The sequence below is a fragment of the Phenylobacterium sp. genome (assembly GCF_036495085.1).
Classification (GTDB): domain Bacteria; phylum Pseudomonadota; class Alphaproteobacteria; order Caulobacterales; family Caulobacteraceae; genus Phenylobacterium.
On record NZ_DASXNL010000016.1, the window covers coordinates 14,205 to 33,226 of the forward strand.

Sequence of the window (19,022 nt, forward strand, 5' to 3'; positions counted from 1 at the left end):
CACGGGCCTTTCCGTCCAAAGGTCCTTCGCGGAGCTGTCCCGATGGTGAACAAGCTCGCCCGCTACCAGTCGATGCGCAATTTTTCGAAGACAGCGGAGCCGAGCGGCGAGGAGAAGGTTCAGCCGTCCGATCGGCTCCGGTTCGTGATCCAGAAACACGACGCCACTCGGCTGCATTTCGACTTCCGGCTGGAGCTCGACGGAACCTTCAAATCCTGGGCGGTCACCCGAGGTCCGTCGATGGACCCGGCGGACAAGCGGCTCGCCGTCGAGGTGGAGGACCACCCGCTCGACTATGGCGACTTCGAAGGCACGATCCCCGATGGCCAGTACGGCGGTGGAACCGTCATGCTGTGGGACCGAGGCTACTGGGCGCCCGAATCGGGGAGCGACCCCCACGATGGCTTGAGGAAGGGCGACCTGAAGTTCGTCCTGGACGGCGAGCGGCTGAAGGGCGGATTCGTCCTGGTACGGATGAAACGCCGCGAACGGGAGAAGCGCGACAACTGGTTGCTGATCAAGCACCATGATGGCTGGGCCATGGAGGGCGATGGCGACGCGCTCGTTGCCGCAGAGATGACCTCGGTCGCCTCAGGGCGGACGATGGAGCAGATCGCTGCCGGCAAGGGCAAAGGAGCGACGCGGTTCATGACCGGTAAGACGCGAGACGGCGGCAAACGGGTATGGACCACGAACAAGGGCGAAGCGGCTGAGAAACGCGCCGCTGCGCCGCTGCGCACGGCGCCGGGGCCGAAGCTGAAGGCCACAGGCATGCCGGGCTTTGTGCCCCCCCAGCTCGCCAGGTCGGTGGACCGGCCGCCACCCGGGTCCGGATGGGGCCACGAAATCAAGTTCGACGGCTATCGACTGCAGCTGCGCGTCGAGAACGGCCGCGCGGCGCTGAAGACCCGCGCGGGCCTCGATTGGACGGCCAAGTTCAGAGAGATCGCCAAAGATGCCACGGTGTTGCCGGACTGTATCGTCGATGGCGAGGCGTGCGCGCTCGACGCCAATGGGAGGCCTGACTTTGCGGCCCTGCAGGCTGCGCTGTCTGACGGCAAAACCGGGGACCTGATCTTCTTTGCCTTCGATCTGCTGTTTGCAGAGGGGGCAGACCTGAGGAACCGGCCGCTGCGAGAGCGCAAGGCTCGGCTGAAGGCCGTGCTCGACGGCGCGCCGAGGACGGCCGGGCGCATCCGCTATGTCGACCACTTCGAGACCGCCGGCGAGGCGGTGCTGGGCTCAGCGTGCCGCATGTCGCTGGAAGGCATCGTCTCCAAGCGCCTCGATGCGCCCTATCGCTCCGAGCGCAGCGACAGCTGGCTGAAATCCAAGTGCCGCGCCGGCCACGAGGTGGTGATCGGTGGCTGGACCGGCGAGACGGGCCAACTTCGCTCGCTGCTGGTAGGGGTGAACAGGGACGGGAAGCTGGTCTATGTCGGCCGCGTAGGGACTGGTTTCGGCCGCGACAAGGTCGCACGTGTCCTCCCCCGACTGGTACGGCTTGAGTCAGACAGGAGTCCTTTCTCAGGGCCGCAGGCGTCCCTGCAGGCCGCCAATGTCCACTGGGCGCGTCCCGAGTTGGTCGCCGAGATCGAGTTCGCGGGCTTCACGTCGTCGGGTATGGTGCGCCAGGCCGCCTTCAAGGCGCTGCGGGAAGACAAGGCGGCCGCCCAAGTCGAGGCTGAGACGCCGACGAGCGTTGGAGACGTCGAACTTGCTCAACCCGCCCGCCCGCCGGGGCCTGCGCCCGCGGTGAGGGCCGGGCCACCGATCGTCATGGGCGTGACCCTCTCCAATCCAGGCAAAGCTCTTTGGCCCGATGGCGGTGACGGGGTCCCCGTCACCAAGCTCGACCTCGCCCGCTACCTGGAGGAGGTCGGGCCCTGGATGATGACCCACATAAAGGGCCGTCCCTGCTCAATCATCCGCACGCCGGACGGCATCAGCGGCGGCCAGAGATTTTTCCAGCGCCACGTGAGCAAAGGATCCTCGGCGCTGATATCCGAGGTCAAGGTGTTCGGCGACCACAAGCCCTATCTGCAGGTCGACCGGGTCGAGGCGCTTGCCGCGCTGGCCCAGCAGGGCGCCACGGAATACCACCCCTGGAACTGCCAGCCCTTCGCGCCAGAGGTTCCGGGCCGCCTGGTCTTCGACCTGGATCCCGACGAGGAGATTCCCTTCGAGCGGGTGATCGAAGGCGCTCTTGCCGTGAAGGCGCGCCTGGAGGCGCTTGGTCTCGTGGCCTTCTGCAAGACCACCGGCGGCAAGGGCCTGCACGTGGTCACTCCGCTTAAGAACGAGAAGGGCAAGATCGACTGGCCGGCCGCCAAGCAGTTTGCGCAGGACGTCTGCCTGGCCGTCGCCCGCGACCAACCGGAGCGCTACGTGGTCAACATGGCCAAGGCCAAGCGTGTCGGCCGGATTTTCCTCGACTATCTGCGCAACGACCGCATGGCGACGGCGGTCGCCCCGTTGTCGCCTCGCGCGAGGGTCGGAGCGCCGGTGTCTTTTCCCCTGACCTGGGATCAGGTGAGACCCGGTCTGGACCCCAAAGCCTTCACGGTCCGCACTGCGCCTGCGCTGCTGAAAAAGACCGACGCCTGGGCCGACTATTGCGACGTCGAGCAGCCGTTGACGCCGGCGATCCGGAAGCTGAAGGGCTGAGCGCTTAGCCGGCCTGTAAGACACAATCGCGAAACAGCCGCCTCCTAGAGATCCCTGAAAATTTGGGGATTTGGATGATCGTTCGACGCACATTGACTGCCGCCTGTCTTGTTCTGGGCGTTCTGGCCACACCGACCGCCGGTTTCGCTCAAACCGCAGCTGGACCCACGGCGAAGATCAGGCAGGGCGCCCTGCAAGGCGCCGTCGTCGACGGCGTCGAAGAATTCTGGGGCATTCCCTACGCGGCGGCGCCGGTCGGCGACCTGCGCTGGAAGCCGCCGGCGGCCGCGCCGAGCTGGAACGGCGCACGCGACGCCACCAAGGCCGGCGCTTCATGCCAGCCGACGCAGAAGGGCGTCTACACCGAGGACTGCCTGTTCGCGAATGTCACCCGCCCGCCCGGCGCCAAGCCCGGCGAGAAGCTCCCGGTTCTGGTCTGGATCCATGGCGGGGGCTTCACCATCGGCTCGGCCACCGGTGCGTTCGGGGCGGAAACCGACGGCATCCAGTTCGCCAAGGAAGGCGTGATCACCGTCTCGGTCAGCTATCGGCTTGGCCGCGCCGGGTGGTTCGCGCATCCGGCGCTCTGCAAGGAGGGCCCCTGCGGCAACTATGGCTACATGGACCAGGTCGCGGCGCTGAAGTGGGTCCGCGACAACATCGCCTCCTTCGGCGGGGACCCCAAGAACGTCACGATCGCCGGCGAGAGCGCCGGCGGCATCTCCGTGCTGGAGTTGATGCTGGCGCCCGATGCCCGTGGCCTCTTCCAGAAGGCGATCGGAGAGTCGAGCTTCGGCCGGGTCGAGCCCATGTCCATGACTGACGCGCAGGCCGCCGGCGTCAAGGCCGCCGCGCTTGCGGGCGTGACCGGCGAGGACGCCGCAGCCGCTGCGGCGCTGCGTAAGGCGCCGCTCTCGGCCATGCCTTACTCCGGCCCGTTCACCAGCCGTGCGGGGCCGATCCTCGACGGACGCTACGTCCAGAGCGGCGTCGCCGAGGGCTTCGCGGCCGGCAAGCAAGCCAAGGTGCCGCTGATGATCGGCGGAAATTCCAACGAGGCCAGCCTCTTCCGTCCGCAGCCGGCTGTGCTGGACGCCATGCCTGCGGATCGTAAGACCGCAGCCATGGCCGCCTTCGATCCCAAAAGCGAGGGCAACACGCTCCAGATCGTCAACGATATGGCGACGCGCCGGTACATCACCGAGCCCGATCGTGCGATCAGCCGGGCGCACGCCAAGGCCGGCCAGCCGGTCTTCACCTACTATTTCTCCTACGTGTCCGCGGGCCAGAAGGCGCGGTCCCAGTATGGCGCTGTCCACACCGCTGAGATCAGGTACGCCTTCGCGGGCCCGAAACAGACCTTCGCGCCCGAGGACATGGCCCTGGCCAAGGCGGTCAACGCCTACTGGGCGGCCTTCATCAAGACCGGCAATCCCGACAGCGCCGGCGGACCGACGTGGCCGAGGTTCGCGCCGAACGAGACCTTCATGGAGTTCGGCGCCGACGGTCCGGTCCCGCACGAGCACTTCCTGAAAGCCCAGCTCGACTGGGCCGAACAGGACGTCAAAGCCGGCGCCAGCGCCTCGCCGAACTCGGCGAAGTAGCCACTGCGGTGGCGCGGGGCCGGCTATGCAGGGCCCCCGCGCCACCGCGGCGCCGCGACCGAACCTGGCCCTGGGATGTTCTGTCGGCGACCGAACAAGCTTGTCCTGGAGACCAGCTTTGCCGGGCCGCCCTAAGCGCGCTTCTTGACCGTTGAATGTTTGGCGGCGGGCTTCTTGGCTCCGGAACGATGGGTCGCCGCCTTGCGACGTCCACCGCCGCCAGATTGGCCCAGGCTGCGTTTGAGGGCTTCCATGAGATCTATGACCTCTGCGCCCTTGGGCTCTTCCGGCGCCTCAACGGTGTGGCCCCTTTCCTTCTCCTTGATCAGCGCCCGTAGCGCGTCCTCATAGCGGTCGTTGAACTGGCTGGGATCGAAGGGGCCTTCCAGTTGGTCGATGATCCTGGTGGCGATATCTACCATCGCCGGCGGCGGCTTTTCGGCCTTGATGTGCTCGAAGATGTCCTCAGCCTGGCGCACTTCGCGATTGTTGCGCAGGGTATAGGCCACGATGCCTCTGTCGCGCGGCTCCAGCGCCATCATCCGCTCGCGCTGGTGCATGACCAGGCGGCCCAGCGCCACCTTTCCCGCCTGCTTCATCGCCTCGCGGATCACGGCGAAGGCCTCGAGCGCCATATCGCCGTCCGGGGCCATGAAATAGGGGTCGTTCCAATAGAGCCGATCGATGTCGGTTTCCTCGACGAAGCGTTCGATGTCGAGCGTGCGGGTGGTCTCCAGCCGAACGTTCTTGATCTCCTCGTCGGTGATGACGACGTAGTGGCCCTTCTCGATCTCATAACCCTTGACGATGTCCGACCGCTCCACTGGTCCCTTCTCCGGATCGGTGGGGATCATCCGAATCCGGTTGTGGGTCTTCTTCGACAGCATGTTGAAGTGCACCTCACCAGTGCGCGAGGTGGCCGTATAAAGCGCCACCGGGCAGCTCACGAGAGAGAGCCGCAGGTAGCCCTGCCAGGTCGGTCGAGTAGCCATGAGCGCCTCCGGGTGGGAACGCAGGGCCCGGGGATTCAGTTCGGGGCGGCGTCGCTCCTGCGCGCCGCAAGGGCGCTGGTCCCGCCAAGCGCCAGGGTCGGCAGGGTCACCATCTCCTGGGCGTCGAGCTGGGCCTTTCGCAGGTGGGTGCGCACGCCGCTGGTCGCGCCGAATTCCATCAGCTGATCACCGGCTGGCGTGTAGGCGGGCCAGGCCTCCGTTCCGCACTTGGGAACCCCAGTCTTGGCGAAGCTCACCCAGCAGGCATGCATCAGGCTGGCCACGGCCTGGTCCTTGGCGCTGACCATGCTCATCGGCGTGCGGCGGCCCCAGTATTCCCAAGCGTACTGGATCTCGTCCGCATGGCCGGCGCGGGTCTTCGTGGGCGGGAATCGCGAGCCGACGTAGGTGAAGTAGTAGAGGTATGCCGGCTGCCCGGACGAGGCCTTGGCGGCCACCCAGCGGGCGGGGCCGCCCATGATCCGGTCGGTGAAGATGGCGCGGGCGAGCGTGTCGTCGCCTGCGGCCGCTTCGTCCTTGTATATCGCGCGTGCGGCCGCCGGGATCATCGCCACGACCTGAGGCGAGACGGGACGCGGCCCCATCAGCGAGTCTTCTCCGGAGTTGGAACCGATGATCAGCGGCACGTCGGCGAAATGGCCGTCAGCGAGGGCCTGTGAGGGGGTCTCGGTCATCAGCTTGCCGTCGGTGAAGGGCTGGTAGTCGGCGTTGACCGCCACGAGCTTGTCGACCGGCAGCGCGCGCAGATCTTCCGCGCTCGCAGCCGTGATCCCTGCTTTCTCCAGCGCAGCGACGCCCTCGGCCTCCTTGGCCGCCAGTGTCTTAGGCGCGAACCAGCCGGCTCCAGACTCCACAATGGCCTTCGAGTAAAGTCCCTTGGCCGAGGGGGTGGCGAGGAGCGCGAGGGTGCTCATCCCGCCGGCGCTCTCGCCGAAGACGGTGACGTTCTTGGGGTCGCCGCCGAAGGCGGCGATGTTCCGCTGCACCCACTTCAGCGCTGCGATCTGGTCCATCAGGCCGTAATTGCCGACCGGATCACCAGGCCTGGCGGCCTTGGTCAGGGCCGGGTGGGCGAAGTAGCCGAGCGCGCCTAGGCGATAGTTGATGGTCACCACGACGACGCCGTCGCGAGCGAAGTTTTCGCCGCCATAGATCCAGCCCGCGCCCGTGCGGTGACCGCCGCCGTGGATCCAGACCATCACGGGGGCGCCTTTGGCATTGGGCGGGGCGTAGACGTTGAGCTGCAGGCAGTCTTCCGAGATCGGCCCGTTGGCGCCGCCGGAGTTGGGCGTGTTGTCGGCGTTCATCGGTTGCGGGCAGGAGGGGCCCGCCTCGGCTGCCGCACGAGGCGCGGTCCAGGGCTTCACGGCTTGCGGCGGCGCCCAGCGCAGCGTCCCAACCGGCGATGCGGCAAAGGGGATGTTGCGGAAGACGTTGGCCTTCTCGCCGGCTACGCCGACCACCGGACCTGAGTCGATCTTGACGGTGATGGGCTTGTCGGCCTGGGCGCGGGCCCCGCCGGCGACGAGTGTCGCAGCGACCCCAAGAATGGCGGCTATACGGTGCATTTGCAGTCCTTCCACCGGCTGTTCCCCCGGTTTGATGGCCGGGAGGATTGGTCTGCGAGGCCAAGCGGTCAAGGGAACGCTGAGGCGGCTTGACTCCTTATGTTCATGTTCTAGAACAAAAGTGGAACGAAAGGAGTCCGCAAAGCCATGTCCGATTTTCGCGCAAGAGGGCTAGCCGCCCTCAAGGCGAAGATCGCCGCGATCGAGGCGGGCGGACGGACGGACTCTGAATCCCTGCCGTTCGGAGATCAACGGATCGATAGCTGCCTGCCTGGCGGTGGCCTGCCGCTCGGTCGCTGGCACGAGATCGGCGGCAGCGGAATGGAGGCGGAGACCGCGGCGGCGCCGGCGGCCTTCACCGCGCTCATGGCCGCGCCCCTGGCCAGGCGGGGCGAGGTGGTCTGGGTGCTGCGCCGCGACGACCTGTGGGCGCCGGGACTGCAGGGTCTCGGGTTTCCGCCGGAGCGGCTGATCCAGGTCTGCGCCCGCGACGAAGCCGAGGCCCTGTCGGTGATGGAGGACGCGCTTTCAACCGTGGGCGTCGCGGCTGTAGTGGGCGAAGCGGAGGCCGCTGACCTCACCGCCGGGCGCAGGTTGCAACTCGCCTGCGAGAAGCGCCACGCCACCGGCTTCCTGATCCTCCGCCGGCCCTATGGCGGCCGGGCGAAGCGCGAGGCGACCGGGTCGGCGGCCGCCACCCGCTGGCGGATCGCCTCTGCCCCCTCCGAGCCGCCGCCCGGCGAGTTCGGCCTGGGTGCGCCGCGCTTCGAGGCGGTGCTGGAACGCTGCAGAGGGGGACGGACAGGGGCCTGGCTGTTCGAGGCCACGCAGGCCTATTCTTTGGAGATGACGGATGTCGCGCATCCTCTGCGCCTGGTCGCCGAACTGGGCGATCGCCAACTGGCGCCGGCGCCGGCCCTCTCCCGGGTCGCCTGATCCCAGCACCGTTCCCGCAGGGAACACTTTGGGGGAGGTGCGGGGCCATGCGCCGTTCGCCTTGCTGGAAACCGTCAGGGCGGTCCGCCGCCTGGCCGCCGTCGACGCCAAGGCCGCCGCTTACGGCCTGCGGCCCGGCCAGAAGGCCGCCGACGCTATGGCCCTGGTCCCCGAGTTGATCACCGCCGAGGCCGAGCCGGAGGCTGACGCTGCGGCCCTGACCACCCTCGTCGACTGGTGCGTACGCTTCTCACCCGCAGTGGCGGCCGATGCGCCGGACGGGTTCTTCCTGGATGTCACCGGTGTCGACCACCTGTGGAATGGCGAAGCGCAGATGCTGGCCGATTTCCGCAGCCGTCTCATCGCCAACGGGCTGCCGTTCCGCTGCGCCATCGCCGACACGCCGGGCGCGGCCTGGGCGCTCGCCCACTTCGGCGAGGACGGCGCGATCGCCCCGCCGGGCGGCCAAGGCCCACTGCTCGCGCCCCTCCCGCCGGCCGCTTTGCGGCTGGAGGCCGAAACCTGGGCGCAAGTCGAGCGTCTGGGCCTGCGCCAGGTGGGCCAGCTGATGGCCATGCCCCGCGCCCCCTTCGGCCGCCGCTTCGGTCGCGCGGCGCTCACGCGCCTCGACCAGGCCCTTGGGCGCGAGGGAGAAGCGCTCACCTTCCGCCGGCCGCCGACACCGTGGTTCGCCAGGCTGGCCTTTGCCGAGCCGATCAGCGCCCCGGAAGACATGGCGCGCGTCACCTTCGACGTCGCCACCAGGCTCTGCGCCCGGCTGGAAATCGAGGGCCAAGGCGCACGGCGCTTCGAGGTCTGCTTCCATCGGCTGGACGGAAAAGCCTTGCCGCTGGCCATCGGCCTCTCCCTGCCCGGTCGCGACGCCGCGCGGATGGCGAAGCTTTTCGCGCCAAGGCTGGAGACCATCGATCCAGGCTTCGGGATCGAGGTGGTGACGATCGCCGCCCATGGCGTCGAGCCGATCTCCGGACGCCAGGCGCGGCTCGACAACGCCCGCGAGGCCACTGTCGAGGAGGGCCTGGCTCCGCTCGTCGACCGGCTGGTCAACCGCCTGGGCGCGGAGCGGGTCTGGCGCCCTGTGCCGGTGGAGAGCCATGTGCCGGAACTCGCCACCCGTCGAGCGCGGCCACTTGCCCCCCCGCCGGAGGCCCAAGCCTGGAACCGGCAGACCCCACGCCCAGCCCGCCTCTTGCGCCGTCCCGAGCCCGTCGAGGCGGTGATGGCGCTCACCCCCGATGATCCGCCGACCCAGTTCCGCTGGCGCGGCCAGCTGCATCGCATACGCCGCGCCGAGGGGCCCGAGCGGATCGGCGAGGAGTGGTGGAAGGGCCCGATCGAGAACGTGAGGACAGATCACGTGCGCGATTACTACCGGGTCGAGGACGAGGCGGGCGCCCGCTTCTGGCTATTCCGCGCCGGCCTTTACGGTGACCCGGCGACGCCGCCCCAGTGGTGGCTGCACGGCCTATTCGGTTAGGATCCAGATGAAACCCAAGATCAGCCTGATCACCTTCGGCGTCCGCGACCTCGACCGAATGATCGCCTTCTACCGTGACGGCCTGGGCTTCCCGCCGCACAACTACAAGCCCGGCGACGACATGGTCATGTTCCGCCTGGAGGGAACGTGGCTCGGCCTTTTCCCGCGCGACGAACTTGCGAAAGACGCCACGGTGTCAGCCGAAGGCTCCGGCTTCAGCGGGGTTGCGATCGCCCACAACGAGCCATCGAAGGCAGGCGTCGACCAAGCTTTCGCTGAGGCGATCGCGGCCGGCGCGACGCCGATCAAGCAGCCTGAGGACGTCTTCTGGGGTGGCTACTCCGGCTATTTCGCGGACCCTGAAGGCAACCTCTGGGAGGTTGCCTTCAATCCGTTCACGGATCTGACGTGACCGCCCGGTATGCCGAGCTTCAGGCGGCGACCAACTTCTCGTTCCTGCGAGGGGCCTCGCACCCTGGGGAACTGGTGGCTGAAGCCGCCAGACTCGGCATGCAGGCCATCGGCGTCTGCGACCGCAACTCGCTCGCCGGTGTCGTGCGGGCCTGGTCGGCGAAGAACGATCTGCAGGAAGCCGGCGCGAAGATCCGCGACCTCACCGGCTGCCGGCTGGACTTCGCCGACGGGACGCCGAGCCTCCTCGTCTACCCGTCTGATCGCGAGGCCTACGGCCGTCTGACGCGTCTGCTCACCGTCGGCCAGATCCGCGCCAGGAAGGGCTCGTGTGAGCTGCACTGGAACGACTTTGCAGACCATGCCGAAGGCCAGCTCGTGCTGGTGGTCCCACCCGACCATCTTGACGAGAGCTTCGAGCGCGACCTTCGGCGCATCGGCGGCGAGCTCTCCGGGAACGTCTGGCTGGCGGCGGCCCGGCGATATGGGCCGCGCGACCTGAAGCGGCTGTCGCAGTTGGCCGCTCTCGCCCTGGCGAACGGCGCGCCGATGGTCGCGGCCAATGACGTGCTCTACCACGTCCCCGAACGGCGGGCGCTGCAGGATGTGCTCACCTGCATCCGCGAGACCTGCACCATCCAGCAGGCGGGACTGCGCCTGCAGGCCAACGCCGAGCGTCACCTGAAGTCGCCCGACGAAATGGCGCGTCTGTTCGCAAGGTTCCCGGGCGCGGTCGAGCGCAGTGTCGAGATCGCCGAGCGGATCGGCTTTGACCTTGGTCAGCTCCGCTACGAATACCCCGACGAGCCGGTCCCGCCCGGCAAGACCGCCATCCAGCACCTGCGCGACCTGGCCTGGGCGGGCGCTGAGTGGCGCTATCCCGACGGCGTCCCGGAGAAAGTCAGGAACCTCGTCGCCTACGAGCTCAACCTGATCGAGAAACTGGATTTCCCGAACTACTTTCTGACGGTCCACGACATCGTACGCCACGCCCGTGACGAGCTGAAAATCCTCTGCCAGGGCCGCGGCTCGGCGGCGAATTCCTGCGTTTGCTACTGCCTTGGGGTGACCGCGGTCGATCCGACCAAAGAAGACCAGGACCTGCTCTTTTCCCGCTTCATTTCCGAGAATCGCGGCGAGCCGCCGGACATCGACGTCGACTTCGAGCACGAGCGGCGCGAGGAGGTGATGCAATACGTCTACGAGCGTTATGGCCGCCACCGGGCGGCCATCGTCGCCACTGTGATCCACTATCGCCCGCGGATGGCTATCCGCCAGGTCGGCAAGGCGCTGGGCCTGACCGAGGACGTTACCGCCGCCCTGGCCAACACCGTTTGGGGCAGCTGGGGAGACAGTGTCCCCGACGACCACATCCGCCAGGTCGGCCTTGATCCAAAGACGCCCGAGATCCGCCGCGCGGTCACCCTTGCCGAGGAATTGCTAGGTTTCCCTCGCCACCTGTCACAGCACGTGGGCGGCTATGTCCTGACCAAGCGCCGCCTCGACGAAACCGTGCCCATCGGCAACGCGGCCATGGAGAAGCGCACCTTTATCGAATGGGACAAGGACGACATCGATGCGCTCGGCCTGATGAAGGTCGACGTTCTGGCGCTGGGCATGCTGACGGCCCTGAAACGCAGCTTCGACATGTTGCCGCCGCTACCGAACGGGACCTGCATCACGGACATCGACCACATCCCGCAGGAGGACCCAGCGGTCTACGACATGCTCTGCAAGGCCGACTCGGTAGGGGTGTTCCAGGTCGAGAGCCGGGCTCAGATGTCGATGCTGCCGAGGCTGAAGCCGCGCAGATTCTATGACCTGGTGATCGAGGTGGCGATCGTCCGGCCCGGGCCGATCCAAGGCGACATGGTGCATCCCTACCTCCGCCGCCGCGAGGGAACAGAGCCCGTGGAATTCCCGGCCCCGCATCCCGACCATGGCCCGAGCGACGAACTGAAGAAGGTGCTCGGCAAGACTTTCGGCGTGCCTCTTTTCCAGGAGCAGGCCATGCGCCTGGCCATCGATGCGGCCCATTTCTCCGAAAACGACGCCGACGGCTTGCGCCGGTCCATGGCCACCTTCCGCGCCAACGGCAAGCTGTGGTCCTACAAGGAGATGTTCATCGAGGGCATGGCCGGGCGGGGTTATGACCGGGAATTTGCGGGGCGCTGCTTCAAGCAGATTGAGGGCTTCGGCTCCTACGGTTTCCCCGAAAGCCATGCGATCAGCTTCGCGCTGCTGGTCTACGCCTCGGCCTGGGTGAAGCGTCACCACCCCGATGCGTTCTGCGCGAGCCTGCTCAACAGCCAGCCGATGGGTTTTTACCAGCCGGCCCAACTGGTTCGCGACGCCAAGGAGCACGGCGTCGAAGTACGGCCGCCGGATATCATCGCCAGCGATTGGGACTGCACGCTGGAACCCCCCGACGATCCGCGCACGCCGCACAGGGCGCTCCGCCTGGGCTTTCGCCAGATCAAAGGCTTCAAGAGGCAGGAAGCCGAGGACTTCATGAAAGCCCGCGCCCTGGGGCTGACCACACTGGAAGACTTCGTCCTGCGTTCGGGCCTCTCGCGCCGGGGCCTGGAGCTTCTGGCTGAAGCCGACGCTTTCCGCTCGCTGGGGCTGGACCGTCGCCAGGCGCTGTGGGCGGTGAAGGGCATGGCAGGTGAGATCCGTGCCGAACGGGACGCGCCACTGCTCGCTCGCCAGGACCTGAAGGAGGCCCAGGTCCAGTTGCCGTTCATGAGCCTGCCCAAGCAGGTGGCGGAGGATTTCCGCACCACCAGCCTATCGCTGAAAGCCCATCCGGTGAGCTTTTTCCGGGAGGACCTGACGCGGATGCGGGTGGTCCCCTGTTCAGCGATGAAGAGCGTGGGTGATAGCCGCAAGTTGTCGGTCGGCGGCCTCGTTCTGGTGCGTCAACGGCCAGGGACGGCCAAGGGCGTGGTGTTCCTGACCCTGGAGGACGAGACCGGAATCGCCAACATAGTTTGCTGGAAGGACGCCTTCGAGGCCAATCGCCGCTTGGTGATGAGCGCCTCATTCCTGGTCGTGCATGGCCAGCTCCAGGTGGCGGGCGATGTCATCCACCTGGTCGCCGAACGCTTCACCGACCTTTCCGCCAAACTGAGCGAAATGCGCGACCACGAAGAGGCGCCCGGCGCCAAGCCCCCTCAGCCGCACGCCAGGGCTTCCGACCGCCTCGTCCGCAGCCGCGATTTCCATTAGGCTTGGCGGAAGCGCGCCACCGCGCCATGTTCGGTCCATGGTTAAGGCTCCAAAGCCCAAGGTTCCGCGCGGCCCCAACGCCGAGCGGCGCGCCGCGACGCGGGCGAAGATCATGGAGGCGGCGGTCCGCTGCCTCGCAGAATTCGGCTACGCCGCGACCTCCACGCCCCTCGTGGCGCGGCTTGCCAAGGTGAGCCGCGGCTCACTGCTGCACCAGTTTCCGACCAAGGTGGATCTGATCCTGGGCGTGGCGGACTACGCCTCCCGCGCCCGTGGAGCCGCGGTTCGTGAGAACCTCGGGCCCTATCCGGACGGGCCTGACCGGTTCCTGCATGGGGTCGACGCCGTCTGGGCGTCACTTCAGGAGCCCGCCGCGATCGCGCTGATGGAAATCACCATCGCCACCCGCAGCGACCCTGAGCTCGCTGCGCGTTACCCCCTGTTCGCCGACGATCTTGATGCGGCCCTGCACCGCTCCCGTCGCCGGATGGCGATAAATCTGGGCGTGCCGGAAAGGACCGCCGAGATCGACGTCCTGGCGCATCTCACCCGCGCCGCCCTCCACGGGCTGGCCATGGAATCGGTTTTCATCGGACGACCCACGAGCGACGCCCTGAAGGTCGTAGCCCTCCTAAAGGACATGCGTCAGCGCCTCGTCGATGAGCTGCAAAGTAGCGAAAAGTGATTTGTAGTCTTCGTTGACCACAAACCAGAACGACGCTTAAGCTTTCAATTGGTCAGGAGCGTGCGAGCCAGCCGCCCGCGTCCATGGAAAAAATGTATCTGGCCGGGAGTAAGCGCGTGTCCAAGGATCAACCAGATGCAAGCCGCAGGTCGATGCTGATCGCCGGCGCCGCGGTCGCCGCCACGGCGGCCGTGGCCGGCAAGGCGGCCGCCCAAGCCCCCACCCCGCCGGCCATGCCGCCCGCCGGGCTGGCGGCTGGTGGTGGCTCCAGCAAGATCTTTCAGGTCACCACCACCGCCACCGGAAAGGTGCAGGGCATCGCCAATGGTCCGACCTGGGAATTCCGCGGCATCCCCTATGGCGCGCCGACCGGCGGCAAGAACCGATTCATGCCCCCCAAGAAGCCGGCGCCGTGGACCGGCGTGCGCGAGTGCTTCGCCTTTACCTCGGTCTGCCCGCAGACCCAGTCCGACATCCGCGGCGAATATGGTCAGCTGATCATGTGGGATCGCCAGGTCGGCGGCATGGGGGAGGATTGCCTCTCGCTCAACGTCTGGACGACCAACGTCGATAGGGCTGCGAAGAAGCCGGTGTTCGTTTCGTTCCATGGCGGCGGATTCGCCACCGGTTCAGGCAATGCCCCGGGTTTCGACGGCAAGAACCTCGCCCACTACGCCGACGCGGTCGTCGTGACGGTGAACCACCGGCTGGCCGCTTTCGGCTACACCGACCTCGTCGGAGCTGGGGCGCCGGACGCGTTCAAGTACGCCGGCGTCACCGGCGTCATGGACCTGATCGCATCCCTTGAATGGGTGAAGGAGAACATCGAAAATTTCGGCGGCGACCCTGGGCGAGTGATGATTTTCGGTCAGTCCGGCGGGGGCGCGAAAACCTCAACCGTCCTGGCCATGCCGCCGGGCAAAGGCCTCTTCCACCGCGCCGCTGTTCAGTCCGGCGCGGCGCTGCGGCTCATGACGCCAGAGGCCGGCGCGGAGGCCGCCGAGAAGCTCATCAAGCAGCTCGGCCTCGGCAAGGCCAACATCGCCGACATCCAGAAGGCGTCCTGGCAGCAGATCCTGGAGGCCCAGACCGCGGCGCGCGCCAATTTCTCTCCCGTGATCGGGACCGACGCCTTGCCGAACCACCCGTTCGATCCGGTGGCCCCGGCGGTCTCCGCCAATGTGCCGGTGATCGTCTCGACGACGTTGGAGGATGCCGCCCTCGGCCTCACGAATTTCGATCTCACCGAGGACGGGCTTCGGGCCCTGCTTGACCAGCGGACGGGGGGCAAGGGCGCTGAGGTGCTGGCGCTCTACCGGCGCTATGACCCCGGCGCGACGCCGTTCCTGATCCAGGCTCAGGCGCTGACCGATGCGGGCGGACGGCGCGCGGCCTATGCGCTGGCGACGCGCAAGGCGGCGCTGGGCGCGGCGCCGGCCTACGTCTACCAGTGGAACTGGCGCACGCCGGCCTATGACGGCAGGTTCGGAGCAGTGCACGGGATCGATGTCTCGGCCTCGTTCCACTCCTATCGCGATGGTTTTTTCGCCGGCTCGACGCCGGGCAAGAAGATGGCCGACCGACTGGCCTCGACCTGGGCCGCGTTCGCCGCGACCGGCGACCCGAACAACGCCCACGTGCCGCCGTGGAAGGCCTACGACGACAAGACCCGCGCCGTGATGGTCTACGACAACGACACCCGGCAGGACTTCAATCCGCGTGGCGAAATCCGCGCCTGGTGGGATGCTCATCCCCCGGCCCCCGGCCAGCGGGGCTAGGAGGCGAGCATGGAACGCAAACCCGGCCTGACGCTCAGTCGCCGCAGCCTCATCCAGGCGGCGTCGCTCGCGGCCACCGCGGCGGGTGCGCTCGCGGCGCCGAAAGCCGAGGCGCAAGCGCCCGCCCCCGCGCCGGCGCGGCCTGCGCCGGTCCTGGGCGGTGGCGGGGAGCCGGGGGCCATTTTCTGGACCGTGGAGACCACCTCCGGGAAGGTGCAAGGCATCGCCAACGGGCGGGTGAAGCTCTTCAAGGGTATCCCCTACGGTGCTCCCACCGGAGGCAAGAACCGTTTCATGCCGCCCAAGAAGCCGAGCCCCTGGACCGGGGTCCGCGAAAGCATCGGCTACGGCCAGATCTCTCCGCAGACGCCGGCCGACCTGGCGTCGGACTATTCGATGCTGATCGCCTGGGACCGGCATGTCGGGCCGGGCGGCATGGGCGAGGATTGCCTCAACCTCAACGTCTGGACACCCGGCGTGAACGACCACGCCAAGCGCCCCGTGCTGGTCTCCTTCCACGGCGGCGGCTGGACGACCGGCTCCGGTAACGGGCCGATGTATGACGGGGCGCAAATGGCCCGGTTGGGCGATGTGGTGGTGGTGACGGTCAACCACCGGCTGGCGGCCTTCGGCTACACTCACCTGGCCGACCTGGGCGCGCCGCCGGAGTTCGCCTATGCCGGCGTCTGCGGCGTCATGGACATGGTCGCCTCGCTCGAGTGGGTGCGCGACAACATCGAGCGCTTCGGAGGCGACCCTGGACGGGTCATGGTCTTCGGCCAGTCGGGGGGCGGGTCGAAGACTTCGACCCTCCTGGCGGTCCCGTCCGCCAAGGGTTTGTTCCACCGCGCGGCCGTGCAGTCCGGGTCGACGCTTCGCCAGGCGACCAAACCGGAGGCCACCGCCGAGGCGGAGAAACTGCTAAAGGCGCTCGGGCTCGCCAAGGCCAACATCGCCGACATCCAGAAAGTGTCCTGGCAGGACCTGCTGGAGGCGCAGGTAGGATCTCGAGGCAATTTCCGTCCGGTGGTGGACGGCAAGGTCCTGCCGCGCCATCCCTTCGATCCAGGCGCGCCCGAGGAATCGGCCGACGTGCCGGTGATCATCTCGACGACCCTGCACGACGCGGCGCTCAGGCTGACCAACTTCGACCTCGACGAGGCCGGATTGGCCGGCCTTTTCCGCGAGCGGTTCGGCGCCAAGGGCGATCAGATCCTGGCTGCGTATCGTCGCTCCAACCCTCGGCAGTCTGCCTACCTGACCCAGGCTGAAGCCTTCACTGACGCCACCCGCGGAAATTCCATGTTGCAGGCCGAGCGCAGGGCCGCGCTCGGCAGGGCTCCGACGTACATGTACGTCTGGGACTGGGCGACGCCGGCCTTCGACGGCAAGTTCGGCGCAGTCCATGGCCACGACGTGGAGGCCTCCTTCCATCTGTCGCGCAACGCCATCGGCGGGGCCGGGACCAAGGGCGGGCGGCTGATGTCGGACCGGCTGTCGGCGACGTGGGTGGCGTTCGCGAAGACCGGCGACCCGAACAACTCCTCGATCCCCGACTGGCCGGCCTACGATCCCCAGCGGCGCGCGACGATGGTCTTCGACACGGAGATGCGAGTGGTCGACGACTATCGCGGCGACTTCGTCCGCATGATCGCCGACGCGGTCCCCGCCACGCCTGCCCCGAGGCGCACCTAGATCAGACAAAACTTGAGGACTTGCCGGTCGGTGTCGGTTTGACGTGAAATGCAGCGTCCTAGGGTCAGGAGGCGTCCATGACCGACGGAATTCAGCTGCTTGTGGGCACCCGCAAGGGCGCATGGATCTATCGAAGCGACGAGGAGCGCAGGACCTGGCGCGTCCAGGGGCCGATATTCCTTGGCTCCATCGTCAACCACCTCGTGCTCGATCCACGTGATGGCCGAACCCTGGTCATGGCCGCCTCCACCGGCCACCTGGGTCCGACGATCTTCCGCTCCGCAGACGACGGCGCCACCTGGACCGAAGCCAGGCGCCCGCCGGCCTTTCCGAAATCCGATGATAGCCGGGCGCGGGCCGTCGACCACAGCTTCTGGCTCGAGCCCGGGCTTGCCGATGAGCCTGGCGTCTGGTGGGCGGGCACCTCACCACCCGGCCTCTTCCGTAGCGCCGACGGCGGCGAGACGTGGGACAGCGTCGCGGGTTTCAACGACCACCCGAGTTACTGGGACTGGTGTCCGCCGGAGGCCGGCACGCCGGACGGCTCGCTCCTGAACCAGGTGATCATCGACCCTCGCGACGCTCGGCATATGTACGTCGCTACGTCCAGCGGCGGCGTGTTCGAGAGCACCGACCGCGCGGAAACCTGGCGGCCGCTGAACGAGAACGTGGAGGCGAATTTTTTTCCGGACCCCTATCCCGAATTCGGCCAGGACGCGCATTTCATCGCCCTGGCTCCAACCAATCCCGACCGACTCTGGCAACAGAACCATTGCGGCATCTACCGGCTGGACCGTCCGGCCACGCGCTGGGAGAGGATCGGCAATGCGATGCCCGCCGAGGTCGGCGACATCGGCTTCACGATCGTTCCTCACGCCCGCAATGCCGACGTCGCCTGGGTCTGGCCGATGGACGGCACCGATGTGTGGCCGCGGGTGAGCCCCGGCGGTAAGCCGGCCGCTTACCGGACACGCGACGGCGGGGCGACCTGGGAGCGCCAGGACAGGGGCTTCCCTGCCGACCAGGCTTGGTTCACCGTCAAGCGTCAGGCCTTTTGCGCTGACCGCGCCGAACCCATGGGCCTCTATCTTGGGGCCACCAACGGCGAGTTATGGATGAGCGGGGACGAGGGCCAGAACTGGCGCCAGATCACAGCCCACCTTCCCGAAATCTACTCGGTGGTCGCAGCGCCGATCCCATGATCCAGGTCCTGATCCCCTCGCAGCTCACCTCCTATACAGGCGGCGCGACCCGGGTGGAGGCGGATGGCGCCACCGTGGGCGGCGTACTTGACGATCTCGAGCGCCGCTTTCCCGGCCTGAAGTTCCGGGTGATCGACGAACAGGACCGTGTGCGCAAGCACATGCGGCTGTTCATCGGCCTCCAGGAAACGCGGAGCACTGTCGCGGCCCTTGTGGATGGCCAGGAGCTGCTGATCTTCGGCGCGCTGAGCGGTGGCTGACCTCCGCCGCTTGCTTGTCTCAAAATATTGACGCGGACTAAGTTGTCGCGAGGGCGTCAGGAACTCTTTTGCGAGAGGGCTTTTATTCCGGCATCGTCCACAGCTCCAGGACCTGCGTCTGCCGGTTCAGGGCGCCTGCTGGTCGGGGTTGGACACGCGTGCGTAGGCCACCGTGCGGCTGGCCGCCTCCGGCGCCACGCGAAATCGCTCAGGCCTGAGTTTGGCAGGTCGTACCCGGCGTTCGAGCCGCGTAAGTGTTCCCCCGGCCTCGGCCGTAGTCGTCGACGCCGCGCGCCGGCGCGGCGACCAACGCGCTCGTAGACCCACGCATCGCTCCGACCGCGCGGAGGCGCCAGTCTGCGCGCCAGACACCTGCGGCTATGCGGCCGATCGCGACCTCGACGCCGCGCGAAATCTCGACCGACTGGCGGCAAGCTCTGCGGTGATAGCCTGTGGAGAGGAACGCTCTGGCGC

The 19,022-nt window shown here is 67.5% G+C and carries 13 protein-coding genes; 11 read left to right on the forward strand and 2 right to left on the reverse strand.

The window, feature by feature from the left end:
• The first annotated feature begins 42 nt into the window (after positions 1 to 42).
• Both ligD and VGI62_RS02300 read left to right on the forward strand, forming a co-directional pair.
• The gene (gene ligD, locus VGI62_RS02295; protein ID WP_331502774.1) at positions 43 to 2,667 is read left to right on the forward strand and encodes a DNA ligase D; all 2,625 of its coding nucleotides are present in this window, start codon (positions 43 to 45) and stop codon (positions 2,665 to 2,667) included.
• Between the two features lie 74 nt (positions 2,668 to 2,741).
• Positions 2,742 to 4,271, forward strand: a complete 1,530-nt coding sequence (locus tag VGI62_RS02300) for a carboxylesterase/lipase family protein (RefSeq protein ID WP_331502775.1) — start codon at positions 2,742 to 2,744, stop codon at positions 4,269 to 4,271.
• 131 nt (positions 4,272 to 4,402) lie between these two features.
• Here VGI62_RS02300 and VGI62_RS02305 read toward each other — a convergent pair whose 3' ends face one another.
• Positions 4,403 to 5,263 (reverse strand): Ku protein, encoded by an 861-nt coding sequence (locus tag VGI62_RS02305; protein ID WP_331502776.1) that lies wholly within the window; start codon positions 5,261 to 5,263, stop codon positions 4,403 to 4,405.
• A 35-nt stretch (positions 5,264 to 5,298) separates the two neighbouring features.
• Positions 5,299 to 6,852: a carboxylesterase/lipase family protein gene (locus VGI62_RS02310; protein ID WP_331502777.1), complete on the reverse strand. Its 1,554-nt coding sequence runs from the start codon at positions 6,850 to 6,852 to the stop codon at positions 5,299 to 5,301.
• Positions 6,853 to 6,999: 147 nt separating this feature from the next.
• Here VGI62_RS02310 and VGI62_RS02315 point away from each other — a divergent pair, with 147 nt between their 5' ends.
• The 9 genes from VGI62_RS02315 to VGI62_RS02355 all read left to right on the forward strand — a co-directional run bounded on the left by VGI62_RS02315 (position 7,000) and on the right by VGI62_RS02355 (position 18,548).
• Complete coding sequence (locus VGI62_RS02315) at positions 7,000 to 7,788, forward strand: protein imuA (RefSeq protein WP_331502778.1); 789 nt, start codon at positions 7,000 to 7,002, stop codon at positions 7,786 to 7,788.
• Positions 7,706 to 9,286 (forward strand): DUF6504 family protein, encoded by a 1,581-nt coding sequence (locus VGI62_RS02320; RefSeq protein ID WP_331502779.1) that lies wholly within the window; start codon positions 7,706 to 7,708, stop codon positions 9,284 to 9,286. Before VGI62_RS02315 ends, VGI62_RS02320 begins: the two co-directional genes overlap by 83 nt.
• 7 nt (positions 9,287 to 9,293) lie before the next feature.
• A complete protein-coding gene (locus VGI62_RS02325) occupies positions 9,294 to 9,698 on the forward strand; it encodes a VOC family protein (protein WP_331502780.1) in 405 nt (134 codons plus the stop codon).
• Positions 9,695 to 12,928 (forward strand): error-prone DNA polymerase, encoded by a 3,234-nt coding sequence (locus VGI62_RS02330; RefSeq protein WP_331502781.1) that lies wholly within the window; start codon positions 9,695 to 9,697, stop codon positions 12,926 to 12,928. Before VGI62_RS02325 ends, VGI62_RS02330 begins: the two co-directional genes overlap by 4 nt.
• A 37-nt stretch (positions 12,929 to 12,965) precedes the next feature.
• Positions 12,966 to 13,613, forward strand: coding sequence for a TetR/AcrR family transcriptional regulator (locus tag VGI62_RS02335; RefSeq protein ID WP_331502782.1), 648 nt, complete (start codon positions 12,966 to 12,968; stop codon positions 13,611 to 13,613).
• Positions 13,614 to 13,729: 116 nt separating this feature from the next.
• Entirely contained in the window at positions 13,730 to 15,391 is a 1,662-nt protein-coding gene (locus tag VGI62_RS02340) for a carboxylesterase/lipase family protein (protein ID WP_331502783.1), read from the forward strand.
• A gap of 9 nt (positions 15,392 to 15,400) precedes the next feature.
• Positions 15,401 to 17,086: a carboxylesterase/lipase family protein gene (locus VGI62_RS02345; protein WP_331502784.1), complete on the forward strand. Its 1,686-nt coding sequence runs from the start codon at positions 15,401 to 15,403 to the stop codon at positions 17,084 to 17,086.
• Between the two features lie 77 nt (positions 17,087 to 17,163).
• Positions 17,164 to 18,288 (forward strand): glycosyl hydrolase, encoded by a 1,125-nt coding sequence (locus VGI62_RS02350; protein WP_331502785.1) that lies wholly within the window; start codon positions 17,164 to 17,166, stop codon positions 18,286 to 18,288.
• Positions 18,285 to 18,548, forward strand: a complete 264-nt coding sequence (locus VGI62_RS02355; protein ID WP_331502786.1) for a MoaD/ThiS family protein — start codon at positions 18,285 to 18,287, stop codon at positions 18,546 to 18,548. Before VGI62_RS02350 ends, VGI62_RS02355 begins: the two co-directional genes overlap by 4 nt.
• The last annotated feature ends 474 nt before the right edge of the window (positions 18,549 to 19,022 follow it).